Raw genomic sequence first — 25,536 nt, 5'->3', positions numbered from 1 at the left:
TTAACTGAACCGGCTTCCTAAAAATCTTATTTCAAAGTCAACTTACCAATCCGAGCGAGGGAGCCCAAGGTGGCAAAAGAATGCCCTCCTACCCAAAAGGATAGGAGGGCATTGGCTTGTTCCTGCCAAACCTGAAATCCGGCAGGTTTCTAGGCAGGTTTCGTACTTGCCGTGACATAGTTGACCGAGAGATCCCGGTCCGAGATAGACCAGTTCCAGCTGAGCGGATTAAAGACAAACCCTTTGCGATCCACGGGTGTTAAACCGGCTTTTTCCAGCAGCTCGAACAGTTCGTCCGGGGTAATGAACTTGTTCCATTCATGAGTGCCGCGGGGAAGCCAGCGCATTACCACTTCGGCCCCAAAGATCGCCATGGCATAGCTTTTCGGATTGCGGTTGATGGTCGAACAGATCTCGAGCCCGCCGGGTTTTAGCAGTTCCTTGGTTGCCGCAAGATAGCTGAGCGGATCTGCGACATGTTCGACCACTTCCATGTTCAGGATAACGTCGAACTGTTCACCGGCGGCGGCCATGTCTTCGGCGGTGGTGTGGCGATAGTCGATCAAAAGGCCGGTTTGTTCCGCATGCAGGCGGGCCACTGGCAGATTGCCGGCTGCGGCGTCGGCGCCGGTCACTTCGGCACCGAGTCGTGCCATGGGTTCGCAAAGCAGACCACCACCACAGCCAATATCCAGAAGCCGGAGACCCTTGAACGGTTCCGGGCTGGTGAGATCGCGCGAGAATTCTGCCGCGATCTGACGAGTGATATAGTCCAGTCGGCAGGGGTTCAGCATATGCAGCGGCTTGAACTTGCCATTGGGATCCCACCATTCGGCGGCCATTGCTTCGAATTTTGCGATTTCCGCCGGGTCGACCGTGGATTGAGGCGTTTGCATTCCTGTCTCCCTGTGTTCTTGTATAGGCTCAGGCTTCATTTAGGTCAGTAATGGACAAATTCTCGGATCAAAAGCGCGCAGTGCAATATCTTTACCCCCCTCTTGATACTTTTGATCAGCGGATGCTCGAAGTTGGCCAGGGCCACAAAATATATGTGGAACAATCCGGCAATCCGCGCGGCATCCCTGTCGTGGTGTGTCACGGCGGACCGGGAGGCGGCAGCAGCCCGGCGATGCGGCGGTATTTTGACCCCAATATTTATCGGGTGATTCTGTTTGATCAGCGCGGTTGTGGTCGGTCGCAACCGCATGCCTCCTGCAAGGACAATACCACCTGGCATCTGGTCGCCGACATGGAAGAAATCCGCCGTGCGCTGGAAATCGATCACTGGCTGGTTTTTGGCGGCAGCTGGGGCGCAACCCTGGCGCTGATCTATGCGCAGACCCACCCTGATCGGGTAAAACGTATTATTCTGCGCGGTGTGTTCTTGATGACCAAGGCCGAGCTGGACTGGTTCTATGGCGGCGGGGCCGGGCGTTTCTGGCCCGAAACCTGGGCGCGTTTTGTTGGTCCTATTCCGCCTGCTGAACGCGGCGAGCTTATCGCGGCTTATAACAAGCGGTTGTTTTCCGGAGATCGGGCGCAGGAGATCAAATTCGGACGCAGCTGGTCGGCTTGGGAAAATGCGCTGGCCTCGATCCAGTCCAATGGGACCTCGATGGAGGGGCCGGGAGATTATGCACGCGCCTTTGCGCGTCTGGAGAATCACTATTTCACCAACAATGGTTTTCTGGAGTTTGACGGCCAGATCCTGGCAAACATGGGCCGTATTTCGCATATTCCCGGCGTTATCGTGCAGGGTCGCTATGATATGATCTGCCCACCGGCCTCAGCTTGGAAGCTGAATGAGCTGTGGCCAAATGCGGAATTGATCATGGTGCGCAATGCAGGGCATGCTCTATCGGAGCCGGGAATCAGTGCAGAACTGGTGCTGGCCATGGACCGAATCGCCGAGGATATGCTGCCTTGACCCGTATTGACCGCCGCGCCCTGTTCACCTCTGGTGCTGCTGCTGCCCTTCTGGCGGCAACGGGCACGTCTTTGGCGGCCTCTCCCAGGACCGGCGGTAGCCTGCGTCTGGCGCTGCCGCGCGATGGGGAACTGTTGCAGCAGGTGGCGCGCGGTGCGGTGTTTGACAGCCTGACAGAAATTGCACCGGATGGGTTGTTGCGCGCGGAACTTGCGACTGCCTGGAATAGCAGCGAGGATGCCCGGATCTGGCTGTTTGATCTGCGCCCGGATGTTGCGTTCCATGACGGGCGGCTTTTGCAGGCAAGCGATGTGGTGGCTTCGCTGGATGGCCGCCGTTTGCCCGGTGCCGGGGCACTGGCTGTGTCAGCGCTTTCGGCGCAACGGGTGGAAATCCAACTGGAAGTCCCCAATCCGCATCTTCCTTATTTGATGGCCAGCCCGACCTGTGCCATCGCACCTTTGGGCGCATCATTGGATTTGCCGGATCTGCCGCTGGCGCAGATGGTCGGCACCGGATGTTATCAGGTGGAGCGGGCGCAGGATGGGCGGCATTTTCGCGCCACCAAGGTTGCAGCTCACTACAAGGATGGTCAGGCGGGCTGGGTCGACACACTGGAGATCATTGTAATTCCCGATGCCGCTGTGCGCGCGGAGGCACTGCGCGATGGCTATGTGGATGTGGCAGCATTGCCGCGCCCGCAGGAGCTGTTGCAGCGCGGTGGCTTTCGCTATCACCCCTCGGCCGAAGATATGGCGCTTGCCGCCAGTTCCAACGTCGGCATCCCGCGCGTTGTCAGTCAGCAATCTGCCCTGGATGACGGGCGGATTGCAGAACGCTGGTGGCGCTTGTAATCGCCACTCTGTGACCCTCGTCAACACAAGGCTTGCAGATTCGTATCAAGGGGCGTATATGCCTGATCCAACAGCGGCGTGTTGAGCTCTGGTTCAAAACACCACCGGATAATTCAACGGGCCGCGCGCCCGTTTTTTTGTGTCAAACCTGACGCCGAATCCAATGCCCAACCCGATACTGGCCGAGATTGGCCGATACTGGAAAGCCAAATGACCAACGACCTGATTGCCAAAGCCGCGATTGATCGCCGCCTGGCCGAGATTCTCATCCCTGTGATCGAGGATCTGGGCTACGAGCTGGTGCGCATTCGTCTGATGTCCGGTAAAGAGACCACGCTGCAGATTATGGCGGACAAACCTGAAGGTGGCATCGAAGTGGATGACTGCGCCTTGGTTTCAAGTGCTGTGAGCGCCACGCTCGATGTCGAGGATCCGATCCTCGATACCTATACGCTGGAAGTCTCCAGCCCCGGCATCGACCGTCCGCTGACCCGGATGAAGGACTTCGACATGTTCGAAGGCTATGAGGCCAAGCTGGAAACCGAAGAGCTGGTTGGCGGACGCCGCCGCTTCAAGGGCGAGCTTGCCGGTACCGAAGACGACGAGGTTCTGATCAATATCGAAGATCAGGGCAAAGAGGTGACCATTGGTCTGAAATTTGACTGGCTGTCTGACGCCAAGCTGGTTCTGACCGATGATCTGATCAAGGAAATGCTGCGCCAGCGCAAAGCGGCCGGTACATTGAACGAAGACGCATTCGACGAGATCGAGGCCGAAGGGTCCGAAGGGGAGAACAAGTAATGGCTATCACCTCTGCAAACCAGCTGGAGCTGTTGCAAACTGCCGAAGCAGTGGCGCGCGAAAAGATGATCGAGCCCGGTCTGGTGATCGAGGCAATGGAAGAAAGCCTCGCCCGGGCCGCCAAGAGCCGCTACGGCAGCGAGATGGACATCCGTGTCTCTATTGACCGCAAGACCGGTCGTGCGACCTTTACCCGCGTGCGTTCTGTGGTCGAAGACGAAGCGCTGGAAAACTACCAGTCCGAGCTGACCGTCGAGCAGGCCAAACAGTATATGGCTGAGCCCAAGGTCGGCGACACCTATGTCGAAGAAGTGCCGCCGGTAGAAATGGGTCGAATCGCGGCGCAGTCGGCCAAGCAGGTTATCTTGCAACGGGTGCGCGAAGCTGAACGCGATCGTCAGTACGAAGAGTTCAAGGATCGCGCCGGCACCATCATCAACGGTGTGGTCAAACGCGAAGAATACGGCAATGTGATCGTCGATGTGGGTGCCGGTGAAGGCATCCTGCGCCGCAACGAAAAAATTGGCCGCGAAAGCTATCGCCCCAATGATCGTATCCGTTGCTACATCAAAGATGTGCGTCGCGAGCCCCGTGGTCCGCAAATCTTCCTGAGCCGTACCGCGCCAGAATTCATGTCCGAACTCTTCAAGATGGAAGTGCCCGAAATCTATGACGGCATCATCCAGATCAAAGCTGTGGCCCGTGATCCCGGTTCACGTGCCAAGATCGCTGTGATCTCCAATGATGGTTCGATCGATCCGGTCGGTGCCTGTGTTGGTATGCGTGGCAGCCGTGTGCAGGCCGTGGTGAACGAGCTGCAGGGTGAAAAGATCGACATCATTCCATGGAATGAAGATCAGCCCACCTTCCTGGTGAACGCGTTGCAGCCAGCTGAGGTTTCCAAAGTTGTTCTCGACGAAGAAGCCGGTAAGATCGAAGTTGTCGTTCCCGAAGAGCAGCTGAGCCTGGCCATTGGCCGTCGTGGTCAGAACGTGCGTCTGGCCTCGCAGCTGACCGCGCTCGACATCGACATCATGACCGAAGAGGAAGAATCGGCGCGTCGCCAGAAGGAATTCGAAGCGCGCACCGGCCTCTTTATGGAAACTTTGGATCTGGACGAATTTTTTGCCCAGCTGCTGGTTTCCGAAGGCTTCACCAATCTGGAAGAAGTTGCCTATGTTGAACTGGACGAGCTGACAGTCATCGATGGTGTTGACGAAGGCACCGCCGAAGAGCTGCAGGCGCGTGCGCGTGATTATCTCGAAGCTAAGGCAAAGGCAGCTATTGATGCGGCTCGCGCGCTGGGCGCCGAAGATAGCCTGATCCAGTTTGAGGGCCTCACCCCGCAGATGGTCGAGGCTCTGGCCAAGGACGATATCAAGACGCTGGAAGATTTCGCGACCTGTGCTGACTGGGAACTGGCCGGTGGCTGGACCTCCAACAATGGCGAACGCATCAAGGATGACGGAATCCTTGAGCCCTTTGGGATGAGCCTGGAAGACGCGCAGACAATGGTGATGACCGCGCGGGTTATGCTGGGTTGGGTTGATCCTGATGATCTGGTCTCTGATCAGGATGACGCAGAAGACATCGCCGAAGATGGCGAAGAGGAAACCGGGGTTTAAACCCCGGATTTCCGAACAGGAGTAACGGAATGGGTCGCGCAGGCGCCAGCAAAGACCGGGAAGATGGTCCGGAACGCAAATGTATCGCAACCGGTGAGGCCCAGCCAAAGCAGGGTTTGATCCGGTTTGTGATGGGGCCTGAATCCCAGGTTGTGCCCGATGTCTTTGGCAAACTGCCGGGACGTGGGGTCTATGTGACGGCCAGCCGTGACGCGCTGGAGCAGGCAGTAAAGAAGAAACTCTTTGCGCGCGGTTTCAAAGCGCCGGTCACGGTGCCAGAGGATCTGGTGGGTGAAGTGGAACGACAGACGCTCCGCCGTGTGGTGGATCTGCTGAGCCTAGCACGCAAGTCGGGTCACGCAGTAGGCGGCTATGAAAAGGTCAAGGATTGGCTAGGTAAAGAACATGCCTCGGTCCTGATTCAAGCAAGTGATGGATCAGGGCGCGGCAAATCGAAATTGAGCACCCCGCATAGGGGTAATTTCATTGGTTGTCTCACTGCAGATGAGTTGGGGATGGCTTTTGGACGTCAAACTATGATACATGCCGCGCTCGCCTCTGGTGGACTCAGCAAACGTGTTGTAGACGAGGCGCAACGGTTGCAGGGTCTGCGCGAAATGGTGGGCGGCAGCGGCCGCACAGAAGGATAAAGAGCTTTATGAGCGATAGTGACGGCAAAAAGACCTTGGGTCTGCGTGGCGGCGGTTCCCGGCCTGGGAATGTAAAACAGAGCTTTAGCCACGGGCGGACCAAGAATGTCGTGGTGGAAACCAAACGCAAACGCGTTGTGGTGCCCAAGCCGGGTGGCAACAAGGGTGGCAATGCCGCTCCTGCGACCGACGGATCACGTCGGCCTGCCGGGATTACTGATGCGGAAATGGCACGTCGCCTGAAGGCGCTTCAGGCTGCAAAAGCCCGCGAAACCGAAGAGGCAGCAGCCCGCGAAGCCGAAGAAAAGGCCCGCGAAGCAGATCGTGCTCGTCGTCGTGCCGAGGCCGAAGCCAAGGAACGCGAACAGCGCGAAGCTGAAGAAAAGGCCCGCCAGAAAGCTGAAGACGAAGAGCGCAAGAAGCGTGACGCGGAAGAAGCGGCCAAGCAGGCAGCGGCTGACGTCGAAAAGAAAAAGGCTGCACCTGCAGCTGGTGGCGCCGCAGCAATATCGCCCCGTGGCCCGGCCTCCAAGCCTGCTCCGGCGCAGACGCCGCGCAAATCTGACCGCGAACGTGAAGAACGCGGTCGTAGTGCAAAGGCTCGTACTGGAGACGACAGCCGTCGTTCCGGTAAACTGACCCTTGGCCAGGCAACCGGGGGTGCGGGCAACCGTCACCGTTCGATGGCCTCCATGAAGCGCAAGCAGGAGCGGGCGCGTCAAAAGGCGATGGGCACCGTTGAGCGCGAAAAGGTTCTGCGCGAAGTGCAGCTGCCCGAGGCGATTGTCGTCTCCGAGCTGGCAAACCGGATGTCTGAACGTGTTGGCGCTGTTGTAAAATCGCTGATGAATATGGGCATGATGGTTACGCAAAACCAGACCATCGACGCTGATACTGCTGAGTTGATCATCGAAGAATTCGGCCACAAGGTGGTGCGGGTTTCAGATGCCGATGTCGAAGACGTGCTTAACGTTGTAGAAGACAAAGACGAAGATCTGCAGCCGCGTCCACCTGTGATCACCATCATGGGCCACGTTGACCACGGTAAAACCTCGATCCTCGACGCCATCCGCAACGCGCGTGTTGTCGCAGGTGAGGCCGGCGGTATTACCCAGCACATTGGCGCCTATCAGGTGACTACAGAAAGCGGCACCGTGCTCAGCTTCCTCGACACTCCTGGTCACGCGGCCTTTACCTCGATGCGTTCACGTGGTGCACAGGTGACGGATATCGTGGTTCTGGTTGTGGCGGCGGATGATGCGGTCATGCCGCAAACCATCGAGGCCATTGCCCACGCCAAGGCGGCTGGAGTTCCGATGATTGTCGCGATCAACAAATGCGATAAACCGGCGGCTGACCCAATGAAGGTTCGTACCGATCTGTTGCAGCACGAAGTTATCGTGGAAGCCATGTCTGGTGACGTGCAAGACGTCGAAGTCTCTGCCCACACTGGTCAGGGTCTTGACCAATTGCTCGAAGCCATTGCGCTGCAGTCGGAAATTCTGGAACTGAAAGCCAACCCGAACCGGGCGGCACAGGGTGCTGTGATCGAAGCCCAGCTTGATGTTGGCCGCGGTCCAGTTGCTACTGTTTTGGTTCAGAACGGCACATTGCGTCAGGGCGACATCTTTGTTGTCGGTGAGCAGTACGGTAAAGTTCGTGCACTGATCAACGACAAGGGCGAGCGCGTTGAAGAAGCCGGTCCTTCGGTTCCTGTCGAGGTTCTTGGCCTCAATGGTACACCTGAAGCAGGCGATGTTCTGAACGTGACTGAGACCGAAGCCCAGGCGCGTGAAATCGCCGAGTATCGTGCTCAGGCTGCCAAGGACAAGCGCGCTGCTGCTGGAGCCGCGACCACGCTGGAACAGCTGATGCAGAAAGCCAAGGACGACGAAACTGTCTCTGAGCTGCCAATTCTGGTCAAGGCCGACGTGCAGGGTTCTGCCGAAGCCATCGTTCAGGCGATGGAAAAAATCGGCAACGATGAGGTCCGCGTGCGGGTGCTTCACTCCGGTGTTGGTGCCATCACCGAAACAGATATCGCACTTGCCGAAGCCTCCGGTGCGCCGGTTATGGGCTTTAACGTCCGGGCCAATACCTCTGCACGCAACACTGCCAACCAAAAAGGCGTCGAGATCCGCTACTATTCGGTGATCTACGATCTGGTTGACGATGTGAAAAAGGCGGCTTCCGGCCTGCTCAGCGCCGAGATCAAAGAGAACTTCATCGGTTACGCTCAGATCAAGGACGTCTTCAAGGTGTCCAACGTCGGCAAGGTTGCTGGTTGTTTGGTTACCGAAGGTGTCGCCCGCCGGTCGGCTGGTGTGCGTCTGCTGCGTGACAACGTGGTGATCCACGAAGGCACGCTGAAGACCCTGAAGCGCTTCAAGGACGAAGTCCCCGAAGTGCAGTCCGGTCAAGAGTGCGGTATGGCCTTTGAGAACTACGAAGATATTCGCCCAGGCGATGTCATCGAGATCTTCGAACGTCAGGAAGTTGAGCGTACGCTGGACTAAATGATCCAGACGAGAATAGAGGAAACCCCGGCCAAAGCGCCGGGTTTTTTTCGTTTTGACCAGAATTTTGACCGGTGAGTCGTGTAGCAGCACAGAACAGGTCGGTATGTGAGGTGAAGAATCCGACCGGGTTGATGACTGGGGATGTACAGACAACGCCATTGAAGGCTCCTGCCACTGCTACATCTTAAGTGTGGCGCAAGATCGCTCTGCGGCACAGATGGGCCTTGGTATGGGCTCTGATATCTTCTGAATAGGGAGAGAAGCGAAGTACAGGTGGGACTACAAACAGATGGGGCAGCCATTGGCTGCCCCGGTTCTGTGAGTGGGTGATGGTGAGTATTTATTCGGCAGTTGTGACGGGGTAGCTTTCTAAGAGCCTTTTGCCGACACGGATTGCGATACGTCCGTTGGGGAATGCCTGTACGAAATTGCCTTCGACCGTGATGTAGTTACTTACCGAGATAGTACGAAGCATGATTGGATCTTTCAGGGAGGGGAAAACCTTGCTGTTCGGTACTGCTGATAGTCTGCCTAGTTTTCGCCAAAATCATTAACAAAAGGTTTCCATGCTGGCTGGTGTGATTCGAAAAAGTGAAAAGCTTGCGGAAGTTTTATTAACAACCCGTAAGAGAACAGGAGGCGACACCGTTTTCATTCCGAACTGGGTCCCATTCGCTGCTCAGTTCAGCGTCCAGTTTGGCCACATGTAGTCCCCTCTGCAGGACGGTCCCACCTTGTCTGTGAAACCCTGCCCGCCGAGAATGCCCGCAAAACCACCTCTGCAGAGCAGACCAAGCGATCCTCTAAAGCCAGTCCCGCAGGATCGGGATCAGGGGAATGTCTGCGGCCGGCATTGGATAACTGCGCAAATCCTGCGCCCGGACCCATTTCAGCACCTGACCTTCGCGGGCCTGAGGGATGCCTTCCCATTTGCGGCAGGCAAACAGTGGCATCAGCAGGTGAAAGTCATCGTAGCTGTGGCTGGCAAAGGTCAGCGGCGCAAGACAAGAAGACCAGGTGTCGATCCCTAATTCTTCCTGCAATTCGCGCACCAATGCGGCTTCGGGGGTTTCGCCGGTTTCAATTTTGCCACCCGGAAACTCCCAGAGACCAGCCATGGATTTGCCCTCGGGGCGCTGTGCCAGTAGCACGCGCCCCTCGACATCGATCAGTGCGACCGCAGAGACCAGAACCGTCTTCATGACCGGTAGTCCGCATTGATGGTGATATATTGATGGGTCAGGTCACAGGTCCAGACCGTGCATTGGCCGTCGCCAAGGCCAAGATCCACCTTGATCAGGATCTCATCCTGTTTCATCTGCGCAGCACCCGCGTCTTCGCGGTAGTCGGGCGATACCCAGCCTTTTTCCGCCACCAGAACATCCCCAAAGGAGATCGACAGAAGATCGCGGTCAGCCGCAGCGCCGGATTTTCCGATCGCCATGACCACACGGCCCCAGTTCGGATCCTCGCCGGCGATGGCGGTTTTCACCAGCGGAGAGTTGGCAATGGCCAGGCCGTGCACTTTTGCCTCGGCATCCGAAACTGCACCGGTGATCTGGATTTCGACAAACTTGGTCGCGCCTTCGCCGTCGCGCACCACCTGATGTGCCAGATCCAGCATGACGGCTTCCAGCCCTTGCGAGAACTCTGCATTACCGGTGACATCAACGCCAGATGCGCCCGTCGCACAGAGCATCAAGGTATCAGAGGTCGAGGTGTCGCTGTCCACGGTGATGCAGTTGAACGTGCGGTCACACAAACGGCTCAGTTCCGATTGCAGCGCGTCTTGGGCGATTTTGGCATCGGTGAAGATATAGACCAGCATGGTGGCCATATCCGGCGCGATCATGCCGGAGCCTTTGGCGATGCCTGCAATAGAAACTGTCTCACCATTGATCACGACCTTGGCTGAGGCCCCTTTTGCAAAGGTATCGGTCGTCATGATGGCTTCGGCACCTGCCTCCAGTGCCGCCTCGTCCAGTCCTTTGGCTAGGCTCTCGATCTGGGCGATGATGCGATCATGTGGCAAAGGCTCGCCAATCACACCGGTAGAGGCGGTAAAGATACGGGCTTCGGGCAGATCGGTGATCCGGGCGGTCGCTGCTGTGATCTCGGCAACGGAGGTCTGTCCATAGTGGCCGGTAAAGGCGTTCGAGTTGCCAGAATTTACCAGAATCGCGGCCCCAGCGGTGGCATCGCCGCCCAGTTTGGCCTGGCAATCACGCACTGGCGCGGACCGGGTTTTGGAACGCGTAAACACCCCGGCGACGGCCGTGCCGGGATCCAGAACGGCCAGCATAACATCGGTGCGGCCCTGGTATTTGACACCAGCCGCCCCAGCTGACAAACGCAGGCCTTTGATCACCGGCAGATCAGGAAAGGCGCTTGGCGCCAGTGGCGAGCGCGGCAAAGGATCACCCATGATCAGTTCCTCACCAGGCTGAGGTCGTTGAGGATCGCAGGGTCCAGATCGTCGATTTCGGGGCGATCAATCACGGCAGCGGCAGTGAGATCACTGACATGGGCCTCGACGGCGGCATTCTGCAGTTCCTGGGAAAGCTCGGCACGGACGTCTTCGAACGAAGGTGCAGCGGTCTTGCGGCGTTCGTTCAGCAAAATCAGGTGCCAGCCGAACTGCGTCTCGACGGGGGCCGAAATTTCCCCGGCACGCAGATCCAGCACGGCCTCTTCGAATTCGGGCACCATACGGCCACGGCTGAACCATCCCAGATCGCCGCCATTGGGACCAGATGGTCCGGTGGAGCGTTCCTTGGCCAGGATGTCAAAATCAGCGCCAGCATCCAGTTCTTCCTTGATCTCAAGGGCGTCTGCTTCGCTTTCGACCAGAATGTGGGCAGCGCGGAATTCATCGCCGCCGTCACCTTCGGAGTATTTGTCCTCATAGGCCTTGCGCAGGGCGTCTTCGTCGCTGGCTGATTTCATCACGTTTTCGATGACATTGGCAGCCAGAAGGGCGCGTTCTTCGTTTTCAACCGAAAGCCGCACGTAATGTGGCATGCCACCGTGCAGTTGTTGTTTGAGCGCGGTTTGCTGAATCAGCTGGTCCAGAATGGCATTGTAGAGCACATCGTCTGGCAGTTGCTTGTACTGATCCGGCAGGCTTTCGCGGGCCATGATCATGTGACCCAGCGTGATGTCTTCGCCGTTGACCGTTGCGATCACGGTATTGGCGTGCGGCGCGGCCATTGCAGGCAGGGGCAGGGCCATAAAAGCAGCCAGTGCGGCACCTTGCAAAAAAGTGAGACCTTTGCGCATTGAATTCTTCCTATTGCAGGGCCGCGAAGGGGCGCGGCGTTGACACTTATTTTCCTGACCCTTATCTCCCGAGGAGGCCTCAGGCAGGACCGTCGTTTCCCCCATTGTTTATGGGTTGCGACCACGACGGGCAAGCCTGCCTGACACGAGGGCCGATTAGAGGATTGCTGGAGAACACATGCTGGGTATCGGAACACTCGCCAAAAAGGTTTTCGGAACACCGAATGACCGCAAGATCAAGGCGACACGGCCGCTGGTTGTACAGATCAACGGGCTGGAAGAGACGTTCGAGAAACTCAGCGACGAGGGTCTCAAAGACAAAACCGAAGAGCTGCGCAAACGCGCGCTAGGTGGCGAAAGCCTGGATGCGCTGCTGCCCGAGGCCTTTGCCAATGTGCGCGAAGGTGCGCGCCGGGCGTTGGGACTGCGGGCTTTTGACACCCAGCTGATGGGCGGGATCTTCCTGCATCAGGGCAACATCTCCGAGATGAAGACCGGCGAGGGCAAAACCCTTGTTGCGACCTTCCCGGCCTATCTCAACGCGCTGACCGGCAAGGGCGTGCATGTGGTGACGGTGAACGAATACCTCGCCAAGCGTGACAGCGAATGGATGAGCAAGGTCTTTGACGCCCTTGGCATGACCACTGGCGTGATCTGGTCGGGCCAGCCCGATGATCAGAAAATGGCGGCCTATGAAAGCGACGTCACCTATACCACCAACAACGAGTTGGGGTTCGACTATCTGCGCGACAACATGAAGCCCAGCCTGGATCAGGTTTTCCAGAAGCAGCACAACTTTGCCATCGTGGATGAGGTCGACTCGATCCTCATCGATGAGGCGCGCACGCCGCTGATCATCTCTGGTCCGGCCGAGGATCGTTCGGAACTCTATCAGTCAATCGACAAGATGATCCCGCTTTTGTCGGATGAGCATTGCGAGATCGACGAGAAAACCCGTGGCGTGACCTTCACCGAGGAAGGCAATGACTACCTAGAGCAGAAGCTGCTGGAATACGGACTGCTGCCGGAAGGCGCGTCACTGTATGACCCTGAGAGCACGACCGTTGTTCACCACGTGAACCAGGCACTGCGCGCCCACAAGCTGTTTCAGCGCGACAAAGACTACATCGTGCGCGATGGCGAAGTGGTGCTGATCGACGAATTCACTGGCCGCATGATGGCAGGCCGTCGCCTGTCCGAGGGCCTGCACCAGGCAATCGAGGCCAAGGAAGGCGTCAAGATCCAGCCGGAAAACACCACGCTGGCGTCCGTTACTTTCCAGAACTACTTCCGTCTTTATGACCGTCTGTCCGGCATGACCGGCACAGCGCTGACCGAAGCCGAAGAATTCGCTGAAATCTATGGTCTGGGTGTGGTTGAGGTTCCAACCAACAAACCCATCGCGCGGGTGGACGAGGACGATCAGGTCTACCGTACCGCACGGGAAAAATATCAGGCCATGGTGGACGAGACCAAGGTGGCCCATGAAAAGGGCCAGCCGGTTCTGTTGGGCACCACCTCGATCGAGAAATCCGAACTGCTGAGCCAGCTGCTGGAACAGGAAGGCATCAAGCATAACGTGCTGAATGCCCGTCATCACGAACAGGAAGCCCAGATCGTGGCCGACGCAGGCCGTTTTGGGGCGGTGACCATCGCCACCAACATGGCGGGTCGCGGCACTGATATTCAGCTTGGCGGCAATGTCGAGTTGATCGTCATGGCGGCGCTGGAGGCTAACCCCGATGCCGACCCGGTTGCCCTGCGTGCCGAAGAAGAAGCCAAGCACGCGGCAGAAAAACAAAAGGTTATCGAGGCCGGTGGTCTCTATGTGATGGCCTCTGAGCGGCATGAAAGCCGGCGCATCGACAACCAGCTGCGCGGCCGGTCCGGCCGTCAGGGGGATCCGGGGCGCACCCGGTTCTACCTCAGTCTCGAAGATGACCTGATGCGGATCTTCGGCTCTGAGCGGCTCGAAAAGGTGCTGTCCAGCCTTGGCATGAAGGAAGGCGAGGCGATCATTCACCCATGGGTGAACAAATCGCTGGAACGGGCCCAGGCCAAGGTTGAAGGCCGCAACTTTGACATGCGCAAGAACGTGCTGAAATTCGACGATGTGATGAATGACCAGCGCAAGGTGATCTTTGGCCAGCGCCGTGAAATCATGGCTGCCGAAGACCTGTCAGAAATCGTGGGCGATATGCGTCACGAGGTGATCGACGAGCTGATCGACACCTATATGCCGCCAAAAACCTATGCTGAGCAATGGGACACCGATGGCTTGCAGGCCGCTGTGCTGGAAAAGCTGAGCATGGATGCGCCGGTTGCCGACTGGGCTGCAGAAGAAGGCGTCGACGACGAACAGATCGCAGAGCGCCTGTCGGCTGCCAGCGATCAGATGATGGCGGAAAAAACTGCTGCCTTTGGCCCGGAGAGCATGCGCAATATCGAAAAGCAGGTATTGCTGCAGGCGATCGACAGCAAATGGCGCGAGCATCTCCTGACGCTGGAGCACCTGCGTTCCGTGGTGGGTTTTCGCGGCTATGCACAGCGTGATCCGCTCAATGAGTACAAGAACGAAAGCTTCCAGCTCTTTGAAACCATGCTGGACTCTCTGCGCGAAGATGTGACCCAGCAGCTCAGCCGTGTGCGTCCAATGACTGAAGAAGAGCAGCAGGAGATGTTGGCAGAGATGGCCGCACGTCAGGCCGCCATGCAGCAGATGGCTGCAGGCGGTGCTCCGGCGGCGCCCCAGCCCAGCTCAGAGCCTAATCCAGAGGATGCAGCGCCGGGCTTTGTCGAGGATGATCCGTCGACCTGGGGAAACCCCTCGCGTAATGACAAATGTCCTTGCGGCTCTGGTAAGAAGTTCAAGCACTGCCACGGACGCCTGGCCTGATTTGGACGGCCTATGCCGAACTTGCTCAGCACGCTTGGATCAGTCTTTGGGCCAATCATTGAAAACACCTTATTCAACCCCGGCCTTTGGCTGGGGTTAATTTTTATACGCTAAGCTTTAGCTGCATATCGGGTGCTGGCCTCGGAGGAAAGCACCTGCCCGACAGGCCTGACTGGACCTGGCCTGACTGGACCTGGCTGCGGTCGATCAGGCAAGGACCGGGCAGTCCCAACTTGGTCAAATTGTAGGTAAATGCCTGAATATCTCCCATGAGGAGCCATAAACTGGCCGCGTTTCGGTTGTTAGGTTTGAGGGCTCGAGTTGGGTATTCGGGCGGGTTTCAGGAGGGTGAAATGCTGGACAAACGCATGATTCTGATAAGCGCGGCAACCGCAGCCTGTGCTTTGGGGATTGGTTTTCTGATGCAACCATCCAGTTCGCAGTCTTCCGCAACACAGGGCGCATCACAACAGGGCGCATCACCAGGGGGCGCAACGCTAGCCGAAGCCGTTCCTCAATTGCCGCAGGACCCCGCGCTGACCCTTGAAAAGATTACCCTGACCTCTGCGCGTGACCTTCGCGCGTCTCAGATGGCAGAGACAAGAAATTCCGAATTTTCCCGTCGGGCACCAAACAGCGCCTGTGGAATGCAAGCCCGGGCTGATGCAATCCCCGGTGCGCTGGTCGCGCTGCAGGTTTCAGCCCCGTGCCGGGGGAATGAACGGGTGACGATCCATCATCAGGGTATGATGTTCACGGCAACGCTGGATGGTCAGGGGCGGTTGGATCTGACGGTTCCGGCTCTGGCCAGTACCGCAGTCATTATTGTTGAACCCTCCTCGGCCGTGGCAGCGGCGGATGCTGGCACTGGAGTGACGCCTGTGGCCGCACCTGCAGGCGGGGCCGTGGCCATCGCACAGGTGCCGGATATGGGGAATGTTGACCGCATTGTTTTGCAATGGAGCGGCAATAGCGGGTTCGAAGTCCACGCCCGCGAGTTTGGCGCCCAATATGGGGAACCCGGCCATGTCTGGCACGGAGCGTCAGCACAGCAGGACGGTACTCAGGTAGGGCAGGTTCTGCGCCTGGGAGATCACGCACAGCTGGCCCCGCGACTGGTCGAAGTCTACAGCTTTCAGCGCGGCCTTTCGGACGGCTCCGGCAGCATAGAGATCAGCGTCGAAGCCGAAGTCACCGAGATCAATTGTGGCCGGGAGATTTCGGCACAGAGCCTGCGCTTGTCGGCGGGACGGATACAAACCCGGGATTTGATCCTCGATATGCCGGATTGCAGTGCAACAGGTGACTTTCTGGTGTTGAATAATCTTGTGGAAAACCTGAAAATCGCAGCCAAGTGATCTGCGACTGGTTTAGGAATTCCCATGGTCTATTTTCGTGCGGCGGTCTGCGCCGCACTTTTACTTTTCGCAACTTCCCAGGTCGCCCCGGCGCAGGATGTCAGCCTGTCATCACCGGATGGTGCGGTTGAAATTACTGGTAACCTGTTGGGTTTTGATGGTGAATTCTATCGTGTCGAAACCAAATTCGGCGAGTTGACTGTGGATGGATCCGGTGTCAGTTGCGAAGGGCCGGGCTGTCCCAGCCTGTCCGACTTTGTGGCTGAGATCACCCTGTCAGGGTCATCAAGCATGGCTGAAGTGTTGCTGCCTGCCCTGATCGAGGGCTTTGCCCTGCGCAACGGATACAAAACCCGGCGTGACAGTCTTGGGAATGGGCACTTTGAATATGTTCTGTTGCGCGACCAAAATCGCCCTGCGGCGCGGTTCTCGTTTTTTGTCAACAACACGGACCAAGGCTTCGCAGATCTTTTGGCGCAAGAGGCGGATATGGTCATGGCCCTGCGCGAGATCCGGCCTGCGGAAAAAAAACTGGCACGTGAAGCGGGCATGGGAGACATGACCCGCTCGTCGCGGAGCCGGATTGTTGCGCTGGATGCGCTGGTGCCAGTGGTGGCTCAGGATAACCCGGTGCAGAGGATTTCTTTGCCACAGCTGGCAGCGATTTTCTCCGGAGGCATTCAGAACTGGCAAAGCCTCGGCGGACCCGATGCGCCAATATCCCTGCATGTGCCGGTACCGGGGTCTGGCCTGACACAGGCCTTTGAAGACAGGTTGCTGTTGCCCGCGGGAGTGTCCTTTTCGTCGAACCTGCGTCATTATGATCGGGGCAGCGCTTTGGTGAGGCGGGTGGCAACGGATCCATTTGCCATCGGGATCACCAGTTTCGCCGAAGTGGGAACCGCGCGCATGCTGACACTGACCGGGAGCTGTGGCTTTTCTCTGCGTGCCAATCGCCGATCAATTAAGACAGAAGACTATCCGCTGACCTCTCCGATGTTTCTGTATCTGCCGGAACGTCGCCAGGCCAAGGTGGCCCGTGATTTTCTGGCCTATATACGCGGTCCTGGTGCACAGATCGTGATCCGGCGAGCCGGGTTTGTCGATCAGGCACCGGAGCGTATTTCACTGAACCGGCAGGGAGATCGCCTGAGCAACGCTATCCAAGCGGCTGGACCCGAAGTGGAACTGGGGGAATTGCAGCGTCTGGTAACTGGGCTTTCGGGGCTGCGGCGATTGACGACCTCGTTTCGGTTTGAAACAGGATCTGCCCGCCCGGATGCACAGTCTCGCAGCAATATAGAACAATTGGCGCGTGCTCTTGAAGCAGGGGTCTATGATGGGCGGGCCCTGACATTCGTTGGATTTTCCGATGGTGAAGGTGCTGCCTCTGGCAATCGTCAGATCGCACTGAAGCGGGCCAAATCTGTCCGCGATGCGGTGCAGAAAATGGCGGAGACAACTGGGGACGACCGTGTGGAACTGCGCGTCGAAGCCTTTGGCGAAGCGCTGCCAATGGCCTGTGACGACAGTGCCTGGGGGCGCAAGGTCAATCGTCGGGTCGAAGTCTGGGTGCAGTAAGGTTCCAGCCCCTTGGCCGTGTCGCGGCAATGACGAAAGTGGGCCAAGGAAATCCGCACAAGGAAACTCCGCAAGGGGGAGCTCCCGCGCTTTTTCGGACGCATCAAAGATACGCCAAAAAACCTTGGGCCCGGCGCCGCTTACGCGGCGCGTTATCGCCTTTGATGAACGGAGGGGGTCGATTGCGTGCCTGTTGGTTAGAGCAGCAACCCTTCGCTGCGAAAGCTCAACTCGGCGGAGCTGCCGATTATCAGATGATCATGCAGCACGATGCCAAGGGGGCTGAGCGCCTGATTGACTCGTTCTGTCATCTCGATATCGCTTTGCGAAGGGCTGGGATCACCTGACGGGTGATTATGGACCAGGATCACCGCTGAAGCGTTGAGATCAAGCGCGCGTTTGGCGACTTCGCGCGGGTAGACAGGGACATGATCCACCGTGCCACGAGCCTGCTCCTCGTCTGCAATCAGGCTGTTCTTGCGATCCAGAAACAGCACCCGGAAATGTTCGGTTGCACGATGCGCCATGACGGTATGGCAATAGTCCAAGAGCGCATCCCAGCTGGAAATTATCTGCCGTTGCATGACCTTGGCCCGTGCCAAGCGCTGCGCTGCGGCTTCGAGAACTTTGAGGTCCGTCACTAGCGCCTCACCCACACCTTTGACCTGCAAAAGGCGTTCGGGGGCGGCACTGATGACCCGGTTGAAATCACCAAAAATCTCCAGAAGATGACGGGCCAGTGGTTTGACATCCTGACGCGGCAGGGAGCGGAACAGAACCAGTTCCAGCAGCTCATAGTCGGGCATAGCCGCAGCCCCTCCCTCGTGGAACCGTTGCCGCAACCGGCTGCGATGATCTTTGATATAGGAAGGCAGACGTCCGCTACCAAGCGGGGCAGGAGGAGCTTCGTCAGACGCTTCCTGTGGTGGCTCTTGAGGGAACAGCGGCAAGGTGGTGTTCCTGTCATATGCGTCCCCCTGTGCCATCGGTGCCCTTTCCCGCCTGCTGTGGGGCCTGAGGCTATGAGGGGTTGGAGGTGAAGCAAAAGAAAAACGCCCCCGAGGGGGCGCTTTTTGTGGTGAAATACTGCGCCGCTGGGCAGAAATGCGGGGTTTAGGAGAAGGCCCGGGGCTCTGCCCGTTTCCAGGTAGCTTGCTTACCCCTTCATGCCATCCCAGAAACTTTTGACCGACGAGAAGAAACTGCCGCTTTCGGGGTTGGTATTGTCCTCGGAGAGGTCCTCGAATTCGCGCAGGATGTCTTTTTGCCGGGCGGTCAGGTTAACCGGAGTTTCCACCGCCAGTTCAATGAACATGTCGCCGACGCCGCCACCGCGCAGGGCAGGCATGCCCTTGCTACGCAGACGCATTTGGCGACCGGACTGGCTGCCTTCGGGAATCTGCACGCGGCCGCGGCCACCATCGATTGTGGGGACTTCAATCGCGCCGCCCAGGGCCGCTTTGGCCATGGAAACGGGGACGCGGCAATAAAGATTGTTGCCGTCGCGTTCAAAGAGCTCATGCGGTGCAACCTCGACAAAGATGTAGAGATCGCCCGGAGGGCCACCACGGAGACCAGCCTCACCTTCGCCAGCGAGACGAATGCGGGTACCGGTTTCCACGCCTGCCGGGATATTCACCGATAGGGAGCGGTCCTTTTCGATCCGGCCATGTCCGTGGCAGACCTTACAGGGATTCTTGATGATCTGACCCAGACCCGAACAGGTCGGGCAGGTGCGTTCAACAGTAAAGAAACCCTGCTGAGCGCGCACCTTGCCCATACCGGAACAGGTGGGGCAGGTGGTGGGTTCAACACCGCCTTCGGCGCCGGATCCGTCACAGGCGGTACAGGCAACCGAGGTCGGCACCTTGATGGTTTTATGCAGGCCCGAGAAGGCCTCTTCGAGGGTGACACGCAAATTGTAGCGCAGATCCGCCCCGCGAGAGGCGCGCTGACGCCCGCCGCCTGCTTGGCCACGACCACCCATAAAGTCGCCAAAGAGATCATCAAAGACATCGGAAAAGGCAGAGGAGAAGTCTCCGCCACCGGGATGTCCGCCACGTTGGCCGCCACCGCCGCCCATACCGTTTTCAAAGGCCGCATGGCCAAAGCGGTCATAGGCAGCCTTTTTTTCGGCGTCCTTCAGAACTTCATAGGCCTCGTTGGCCTCTTTGAACTGTGCTTCGGCATCCGGATTGTCGCTGTTGCGATCGGGATGCAATTCTTTGGCCTTCGTACGAAAGCCCTTTTTGATTTCATCGGCGCTGGCACCCTTGGCCACTCCGAGAGTCTCGTAATAGTCACGTTTCGACATCGGTTTACCCCTGCTGCCTCAACGACAACGAGCCGGTCCGTGGTCGGACCGGCCCGCCGTGGCCAAGTGTTCAGACCTTAGCGCTTGTCGCCGTCCAGATCTTCGAATTCGGCGTCGACGATGTCGTCATCACCGGGAGCGGAGCTCTCGTCAGCAGCGGAAGGCTCATCGCCTGCCTCTTCCTGTGCAGCCTTGTAGATGGCCTCGCCCAGTCGCATGGATGCCTCGGTGACGTTCTGGATGCCTGCCTTGATCTTTTCGGCATTGGCTTCGTCGCCTTCGAGATCGTCACGCAGAGCGGCCAGCGCCAGCTCGATGGCTTCGACAGTGGATGGGTCCACTTTGTCGCCATGCTCTTCGACGTGCTTTTCGGTCGAGTGGATCAGGCTTTCGGCCTGGTTCCGCGCTTCGATCAGCTCGCGACGTTCTTTATCCGCTTCAGCGTTGTCTTCGGCGTCCTTGACCATCTGGTCGATGTCGGCGTCGGACAGACCACCGGAGGCCTGGATGGTGATGACCTGCTCTTTGCCGGTGCCTTTGTCTTTGGCCGAAACCGAGACGATGCCGTTTGCGTCGATGTCAAAGGTGACTTCGATCTGAGGCAGGCCGCGTGGCGCCGGTGGGATGTCTTCAAGGTTGAACTGACCCAGCATCTTGTTGTCTGAGGCCATTTCGCGCTCACCCTGGAACACCCGGATGGTCACGGCGTTCTGGTTGTCTTCGGCGGTCGAGAACACCTGCGACTTTTTCGTCGGGATGGTGGTGTTGCGGTCGATCAGACGGGTGAAGACACCGCCCAGAGTTTCGATACCCAGTGACAGAGGCGTTACGTCGAGAAGAACAACGTCTTTTACGTCGCCCTGCAGAACACCGGCCTGAATGGCGGCACCCATGGCAACCACTTCGTCAGGGTTCACACCTTTGTGCGGCTCTTTGCCAAAGAATTTTGTGACCTCTTCGATCACTTTTGGCATCCGTGTCATACCACCAACCAGAACAACTTCGTCGATGTCCGAAGCGGAAATACCAGCGTCTTTCAGAGCGGCGGCACAGGGCTTCATCGAAGCTTTGATCAGGTCGTTGACCAGGCTTTCCAGCTTGGCACGGGTCATTTTGATGACCATGTGCAGGGGCTGGCCCGAGGAAGGATCCATCGAGATGAACGGCTGGTTGATTTCTGTCTGGCTGGAAGACGACAGTTCGATCTTGGCTTTTTCAGCGGCTTCTTTCAGACGCTGCAAGGCCATTTTGTCTTTGGTCAGATCAACGCCGTGCTCTTTTTTGAACTCGCCCGCCAGGTAGTTGACGATGCGCATGTCAAAGTCTTCACCACCCAAGAAGGTGTCGCCGTTGGTCGATTTGACTTCAAAGAGGCCATCGTCGATTTCCAGGATGGTCACGTCGAAGGTACCACCACCAAGGTCATAAACCGCGATGGTCTGGGTTTCTTCCTTGTCGAGACCATATGCCAAGGCAGCAGCAGTTGGCTCGTTGATGATGCGCAGCACTTCGAGGCCAGCGATTTTGCCGGCGTCTTTGGTGGCCTGACGCTGAGCGTCATTGAAATAGGCAGGAACCGTGATCACCGCCTGAGTGACGTCTTCACCCAGATAGGACTCTGCGGTTTCTTTCATCTTGCCGAGGATGAAGGCGGAAAGCTGCGAAGGAGAGTATGTCTCATCCTTGGCTTTGACCCAGGCATCGCCATTGCCGCCGCTGACCAGCTCAAATGGCAAGTTCTTTTTGTCTTTTGCTAGGTCCGCGTCATTAAACCGGCGGCCAACGAGGCGCTTAACACCAAAGACGGTGTTTTCCGGGTTGGTGACGGCCTGACGCTTGGCGGCCTGGCCGACCAGACGCTCATCGTCGGTGAAGGCGACGATCGATGGGGTTGTACGTGCGCCCTCGGCGTTTTCAATAACGCGGGGCTGTGAGCCATCCATGATGGCAACGCAGGAGTTGGTGGTTCCGAGGTCGATACCGATTACTTTACTCATGTTTGATCCCTTTACTTCCTAAGGCGATTACCCGTGGCCTGAACCCGTTTTGGCATCCAGGCCCCGATTTTGTTGCAGCGGGGTCTGCACCTCACTGCGTCACGGCGTATATAGGGAGCAGAAATTGCCCCTGCAAGCGTCAGTACGCATAGAGAAATGCGATTCAATGCGCTTTTTTGCATGGGAGATGATTAAGAATGGAATAATCACCATGAATGTGCTGCGATTGCGCGGGTTTGAAATCCACAAAGCCTATCTCGACCCGCAGGCGCAGCGTGGGTTGATCGAGGCATTGCGCCCGGTCTTGAAGGCGGCGCCGCTGTTTTCCCCGACCGTGCCGGGTGGTGGCAAAATGTCAGTACGAATGACCTCGGCCGGGGCATTCGGCTGGACTGCGGATGAAAACGGATATCGCTATGCCGAAAATCACCCCCGTGGATTTGACTGGCCTGAAATCCCCGATCAGATCCTGACACTCTGGCACGATCTTACCGGGCTTGAGCGTCTGCCGGACTGTTGTCTGCTCAACTACTATGGGCAGGATGCCAAGATGGGCCTGCATCAAGACAAGGATGAGGCGGATTTTTCCTATCCTGTGGTCTCGATCAGTCTGGGCGATGACGGCATGTTCCGCGTTGGCGGGACGACACGTGGTGGCAAGACCGATGCGCTGTGGCTCAATTCTGGGGATGTGGTGGTGATGGGCGGCGACGCGCGGCTGTCCTATCACGGGGTAGACCGGATCAGGTTCCAGTCTTCACGCCTGCTACCCAAGGGCGGGCGCATCAATCTGACGCTGCGGGTGGTGACCTGAATGTGATTTGAGAACCCAACGAGTGGCGCGTTACCGGTGCGTTACCGGCGCGCGCCCCAGCTGATCGAGGCATGGCGGCGAGTATAGAATTCGCCCATCAGCCCCACCATGATCAGAGCCACGGCCACCCAAGCGGCATATTGCCAGTTGCTGTAATGCGGGTTGTAGTTGATGAAGACAAAGCCCCGCGCCTGATCGATGCAGTGAAACAGCGGGTTCCAGTCAAACATCGCCAGCATGAAACTGGGCAGGGTGTTGGCCAGAAACATCTTGCCAGAAGCGATCATATTGGCACGCTGATAGACAGTGGTCAGAATGCCGACAAACCCAGGCGCCCAGGGTTTGATCACTAGCAGCACCAGTCCGACCGCGGCCCCGGTAATCCAGGCCAGCAAGATCATGCCATAGGCCTGTATCGGCTGTTCGATCACCAGCGGCGTAAAAGCCACATGGTAGATGAATAGGATGATGAACAGTGAAAAGGTCTGAATATAGAGCGACCCCAGAGCGGCAGAGAGAATCGCCACCATGGTATTCATCGGCGCGTGCTGCATCATCGGGCTGGCCGGGCCTTCAGCGCCAGCAACCGCACCAACCGTCTTTGTATGGGTCAAAAACAGAAAAATGCCGGACATCACGTAAAGTAGGAAATCCCCGCGAATGGCCGACCCTCTGAGACCGAGAACCGCAAACATCACGTAAAAAAGCGCAACAAAGATAATGGCCTGCAGGATATTGGCGCCCATCGCGATCAGCGCATTGTTGTGCTTGGATCGGACGCTGCGCACAACGGAATGGAAAACCACCTCAAACAGAGAGATGGCGCCGGAAAACCACGATTTCTCTTCGCGCAACTGAAACATTTCGACTGCTACCCGATTTGAGGTCCAATTTTAGATCTAATGGACCCTGCCAATATGCAAATGGACTTCTTGCCGATCCATTTTCCAGCCACCATAAGGGGAGGCAGGCAAATTTTCAATTAAACCCTCAATTAATCCTTTTGGGTGGGAGAGACTGTGTGACTTACGAAGACCTTATTCCGGAGATCCGTCGTCTGGCGATTGAAGCGGGTGCGAAGATCATGGAGATCTACAATTCCGACGATTTCGATGTGAAGGTCAAATCCGATGACAGCCCTGTCACCGCCGCAGACGAGGCGGCTGATGCGTTGATCTCGGCCGGGCTGCGGGCGGCCTTTCCTGATGTCATGCTGGTTACAGAAGAACAATCCGAGTCTCACAAAGAGCGCGGTGATACTTTTTTGATCGTGGATCCGCTCGATGGCACCAAAGAATTCATCCACCGTCGGGGTGATTTCACCGTCAATATTGCGCTGGTTGAAAAGGGCATTCCGACCCGCGGTGTGGTCTATGCTCCGGCCAAAGAGCGGATGTTCTTTACCCTCGCCGATGGATCCTCAGTCGAAGAGACCGGTGATTTTGATCCAGCAGAGATCGGTGCCACCAGCCCGATCCGCACCGCCAAAAGCGACAATGCAGCCCTGATGGTTGTTGCCTCAAAATCGCACCGCGATCAGGCCACCGATGACTACATCGGCAAATACAACGTGCGAGACAGCAAAAGCGCAGGTTCTTCGCTGAAGTTTTGCCTGGTGGCGACGGGTGAGGCAGACCTCTATCCTCGCGTTGGCCGTACCATGGAGTGGGACACCGCAGCTGGTCACGCCGTTTTGTCCGGCGCGGGTGGTAAAGTGGTGCGTTTTGACGATCATTCCCCGCTACTTTATGGCAAGGAAGGCTATGCGAACCCATTCTTTATCGCCTATGCCCCCGATGTGGAATTGAAAGAAGCCTGATGTCCGTTCTGATCGTCATCCCTGCCCGCTACGCCTCGACCCGTTACCCCGGCAAACCACTTGTGGAGCTTACCGGCGCCAGTGGCGAAAAGCGCACCCTGATAGAACGATCCTGGCGCGCTGCCTGCGCGGTCACGGGCGTGGACCGGGTGGTTGTAGCCACGGATGATGATCGTATTCGGCTGGCTGCCGAAGGCTTTGGTGCCGAGGTCGTGATGACCTCGGTGGATTGTGCCAATGGCACCGAGCGCTGCGCCGAGGCCCATGCCGCGCTGGGCGGTGGCTACGAAGTGGTGGTGAATCTGCAGGGTGATGCCCCGCTGACACCGCATTGGTTTATCGAAGATCTGGTCAAAGGCTTGCGCGCCGCACCTGACATGGGGCTGGCAACACCGGTCCTGCAATGTGACGGGGCAACGCTGAACAGCCTGCTGGCCGATCGTGCGGCAGGTCGGGTCGGTGGCACCACAGCGGTTTTCGGCCGCGACAGCAGTGCGCTCTATTTCTCCAAAGAGGTGATACCCTTTTGTGCTGTGCGGTTTGATGATGACGCCGCAACGCCGGTCTTTCATCATGTCGGAGTCTATGCCTACCGCCCGGATGCGCTGGCCAGCTATCCCAGCTGGCCCACCGGACCGCTAGAGCAGCTCGAAGGCCTGGAACAGCTGCGCTTTCTTGAAAACGGCCGCAAGATTCTCTGCGTTGAGGTCGAGGCGCGGGGGCGAGAATTCTGGGAGCTGAACAATCCGGAAGATGTGGTGCGAATTGAGGCGATGATGGCCAAGATGGGCGAGAACTAGCCTAAAAACAGCGATTTGGGTACACTTTGCGCCCCACTTTGCTGCGACAGAGTTGAGCTAGGTCATGAAGCCTCCGTAAGCTTGTGACTGCTAGACTTAACAAGTGTGATCCCCGTGCGGTTGAGAGGTGGATCGTGGATTTACGACGACCGGGACTATCAACCGGGACAACTGGTGGCTTGAGGCAGCGGATCGACACGATTCCTCAAGCAGAATAAAGCGAGAAATGCCGATGCGTAGAAAAGTGACCAAAGCGATTTTCCCTGTTGCCGGTCTTGGAACCAGGTTCCTGCCCGCGACGA

At 57.6% G+C, this 25,536-nt stretch carries 20 protein-coding genes; 12 read left to right on the top strand and 8 right to left on the bottom strand.

All coding sequences use genetic code 11. From position 1 onward, the window contains the following. Positions 1 to 149: 149 nt before the first annotated feature. Positions 150 to 896 (bottom strand): bifunctional 2-polyprenyl-6-hydroxyphenol methylase/3-demethylubiquinol 3-O-methyltransferase UbiG, encoded by a 747-nt coding sequence (ubiG, locus tag PH5382_RS02035; protein ID WP_058332695.1) that lies wholly within the window; start codon positions 894 to 896, stop codon positions 150 to 152. A 50-nt stretch (positions 897 to 946) separates the two neighbouring features. Here ubiG and pip point away from each other — a divergent pair, with 50 nt between their 5' ends. The 6 genes from pip (at position 947) to infB (ending at position 8,373) form a co-directional block, all read left to right on the top strand. Next, on the top strand, positions 947 to 1,927 hold the full coding sequence (pip, locus tag PH5382_RS02030; protein WP_058332694.1) for a prolyl aminopeptidase: 981 nt from the start codon (positions 947 to 949) through the stop codon (positions 1,925 to 1,927). Further along, positions 1,924 to 2,781, top strand: a complete 858-nt coding sequence (locus PH5382_RS02025) for an ABC transporter substrate-binding protein (RefSeq protein WP_058332693.1) — start codon at positions 1,924 to 1,926, stop codon at positions 2,779 to 2,781. Before pip ends, PH5382_RS02025 begins: the two co-directional genes overlap by 4 nt. A 210-nt stretch (positions 2,782 to 2,991) precedes the next feature. Continuing rightward, positions 2,992 to 3,582, top strand: a complete 591-nt coding sequence (gene rimP / locus PH5382_RS02020) for a ribosome maturation factor RimP (protein ID WP_058332692.1) — start codon at positions 2,992 to 2,994, stop codon at positions 3,580 to 3,582. After that, positions 3,582 to 5,207, top strand: coding sequence for a transcription termination factor NusA (gene nusA / locus PH5382_RS02015; RefSeq protein WP_058332691.1), 1,626 nt, complete (start codon positions 3,582 to 3,584; stop codon positions 5,205 to 5,207). Before rimP ends, nusA begins: the two co-directional genes overlap by 1 nt. Before the next feature lie 29 nt (positions 5,208 to 5,236). Beyond that, entirely contained in the window at positions 5,237 to 5,857 is a 621-nt protein-coding gene (locus tag PH5382_RS02010; protein WP_058332690.1) for an RNA-binding protein, read from the top strand. Positions 5,858 to 5,865: 8 nt separating this feature from the next. Next, positions 5,866 to 8,373: a translation initiation factor IF-2 gene (infB, locus tag PH5382_RS02005; protein ID WP_058332689.1), complete on the top strand. Its 2,508-nt coding sequence runs from the start codon at positions 5,866 to 5,868 to the stop codon at positions 8,371 to 8,373. An 806-nt stretch (positions 8,374 to 9,179) separates the two neighbouring features. Here the strand turns inward: infB and mutT are convergent. The 3 genes from mutT to PH5382_RS01990 are packed head-to-tail and all read right to left on the bottom strand — an operon-like array spanning position 9,180 to position 11,655. Beyond that, positions 9,180 to 9,578 (bottom strand): 8-oxo-dGTP diphosphatase MutT, encoded by a 399-nt coding sequence (mutT, locus tag PH5382_RS02000; protein WP_058332688.1) that lies wholly within the window; start codon positions 9,576 to 9,578, stop codon positions 9,180 to 9,182. Next, entirely contained in the window at positions 9,575 to 10,801 is a 1,227-nt protein-coding gene (gene argJ, locus PH5382_RS01995) for a bifunctional glutamate N-acetyltransferase/amino-acid acetyltransferase ArgJ (protein WP_058332687.1), read from the bottom strand. Before argJ ends, mutT begins: the two co-directional genes overlap by 4 nt. Before the next feature lie 2 nt (positions 10,802 to 10,803). After that, complete coding sequence (locus PH5382_RS01990; protein ID WP_058332686.1) at positions 10,804 to 11,655, bottom strand: foldase protein PrsA; 852 nt, start codon at positions 11,653 to 11,655, stop codon at positions 10,804 to 10,806. 178 nt (positions 11,656 to 11,833) lie between these two features. On the opposite strand from PH5382_RS01990, the gene secA reads away from it, so the two are divergent. From secA to PH5382_RS01975, 3 genes are all read left to right on the top strand, one after another. After that, a complete protein-coding gene (gene secA, locus PH5382_RS01985; protein ID WP_058332685.1) occupies positions 11,834 to 14,551 on the top strand; it encodes a preprotein translocase subunit SecA in 2,718 nt (905 codons plus the stop codon). A gap of 353 nt (positions 14,552 to 14,904) precedes the next feature. After that, a complete protein-coding gene (locus PH5382_RS01980; protein WP_058332684.1) occupies positions 14,905 to 15,909 on the top strand; it encodes a hypothetical protein in 1,005 nt (334 codons plus the stop codon). A 24-nt stretch (positions 15,910 to 15,933) separates the two neighbouring features. Continuing rightward, positions 15,934 to 17,490, top strand: coding sequence for a phosphate ABC transporter substrate-binding/OmpA family protein (locus tag PH5382_RS01975; protein WP_058332683.1), 1,557 nt, complete (start codon positions 15,934 to 15,936; stop codon positions 17,488 to 17,490). Between the two features lie 197 nt (positions 17,491 to 17,687). Here PH5382_RS01975 and radC read toward each other — a convergent pair whose 3' ends face one another. The 3 genes from radC to dnaK form a co-directional block, all read right to left on the bottom strand. Further along, positions 17,688 to 18,476, bottom strand: a complete 789-nt coding sequence (gene radC / locus PH5382_RS01970) for a RadC family protein (RefSeq protein ID WP_058332682.1) — start codon at positions 18,474 to 18,476, stop codon at positions 17,688 to 17,690. 170 nt (positions 18,477 to 18,646) lie between these two features. Next, entirely contained in the window at positions 18,647 to 19,804 is a 1,158-nt protein-coding gene (dnaJ, locus tag PH5382_RS01965) for a molecular chaperone DnaJ (protein ID WP_058332681.1), read from the bottom strand. Positions 19,805 to 19,881: 77 nt separating this feature from the next. Continuing rightward, positions 19,882 to 21,801 carry a molecular chaperone DnaK gene (gene dnaK / locus PH5382_RS01960; RefSeq protein ID WP_058332680.1) on the bottom strand — a complete coding sequence of 640 codons (1,920 nt, stop codon included), beginning with the start codon at positions 21,799 to 21,801 and terminating at the stop codon, positions 19,882 to 19,884. Positions 21,802 to 22,012: 211 nt separating this feature from the next. On the opposite strand from dnaK, the gene PH5382_RS01955 reads away from it, so the two are divergent. Next, positions 22,013 to 22,615 (top strand): alpha-ketoglutarate-dependent dioxygenase AlkB family protein, encoded by a 603-nt coding sequence (locus PH5382_RS01955; protein ID WP_058332988.1) that lies wholly within the window; start codon positions 22,013 to 22,015, stop codon positions 22,613 to 22,615. A gap of 41 nt (positions 22,616 to 22,656) precedes the next feature. Here the strand turns inward: PH5382_RS01955 and PH5382_RS01950 are convergent, their stop codons facing one another. Beyond that, the gene (locus PH5382_RS01950) at positions 22,657 to 23,478 is read right to left on the bottom strand and encodes an ABC transporter permease (protein WP_058332679.1); all 822 of its coding nucleotides are present in this window, start codon (positions 23,476 to 23,478) and stop codon (positions 22,657 to 22,659) included. A gap of 158 nt (positions 23,479 to 23,636) precedes the next feature. Between PH5382_RS01950 and cysQ the strand changes: the two genes are divergently transcribed. Both cysQ and PH5382_RS01940 read left to right on the top strand, forming a co-directional pair. Beyond that, entirely contained in the window at positions 23,637 to 24,434 is a 798-nt protein-coding gene (gene cysQ / locus PH5382_RS01945; protein ID WP_058332678.1) for a 3'(2'),5'-bisphosphate nucleotidase CysQ, read from the top strand. Continuing rightward, positions 24,434 to 25,234: a 3-deoxy-manno-octulosonate cytidylyltransferase gene (locus PH5382_RS01940; RefSeq protein WP_058332677.1), complete on the top strand. Its 801-nt coding sequence runs from the start codon at positions 24,434 to 24,436 to the stop codon at positions 25,232 to 25,234. Before cysQ ends, PH5382_RS01940 begins: the two co-directional genes overlap by 1 nt. Positions 25,235 to 25,536: the final 302 nt, after the last annotated feature.

The organism is Phaeobacter sp. CECT 5382 (assembly GCF_001457775.1).
In the GTDB taxonomy this organism is placed as follows: domain Bacteria; phylum Pseudomonadota; class Alphaproteobacteria; order Rhodobacterales; family Rhodobacteraceae; genus Pseudophaeobacter.
The sequence above is the reverse complement of the archived record's forward strand: the minus strand, read 5'-3'. Positions and strand labels throughout refer to the sequence as shown.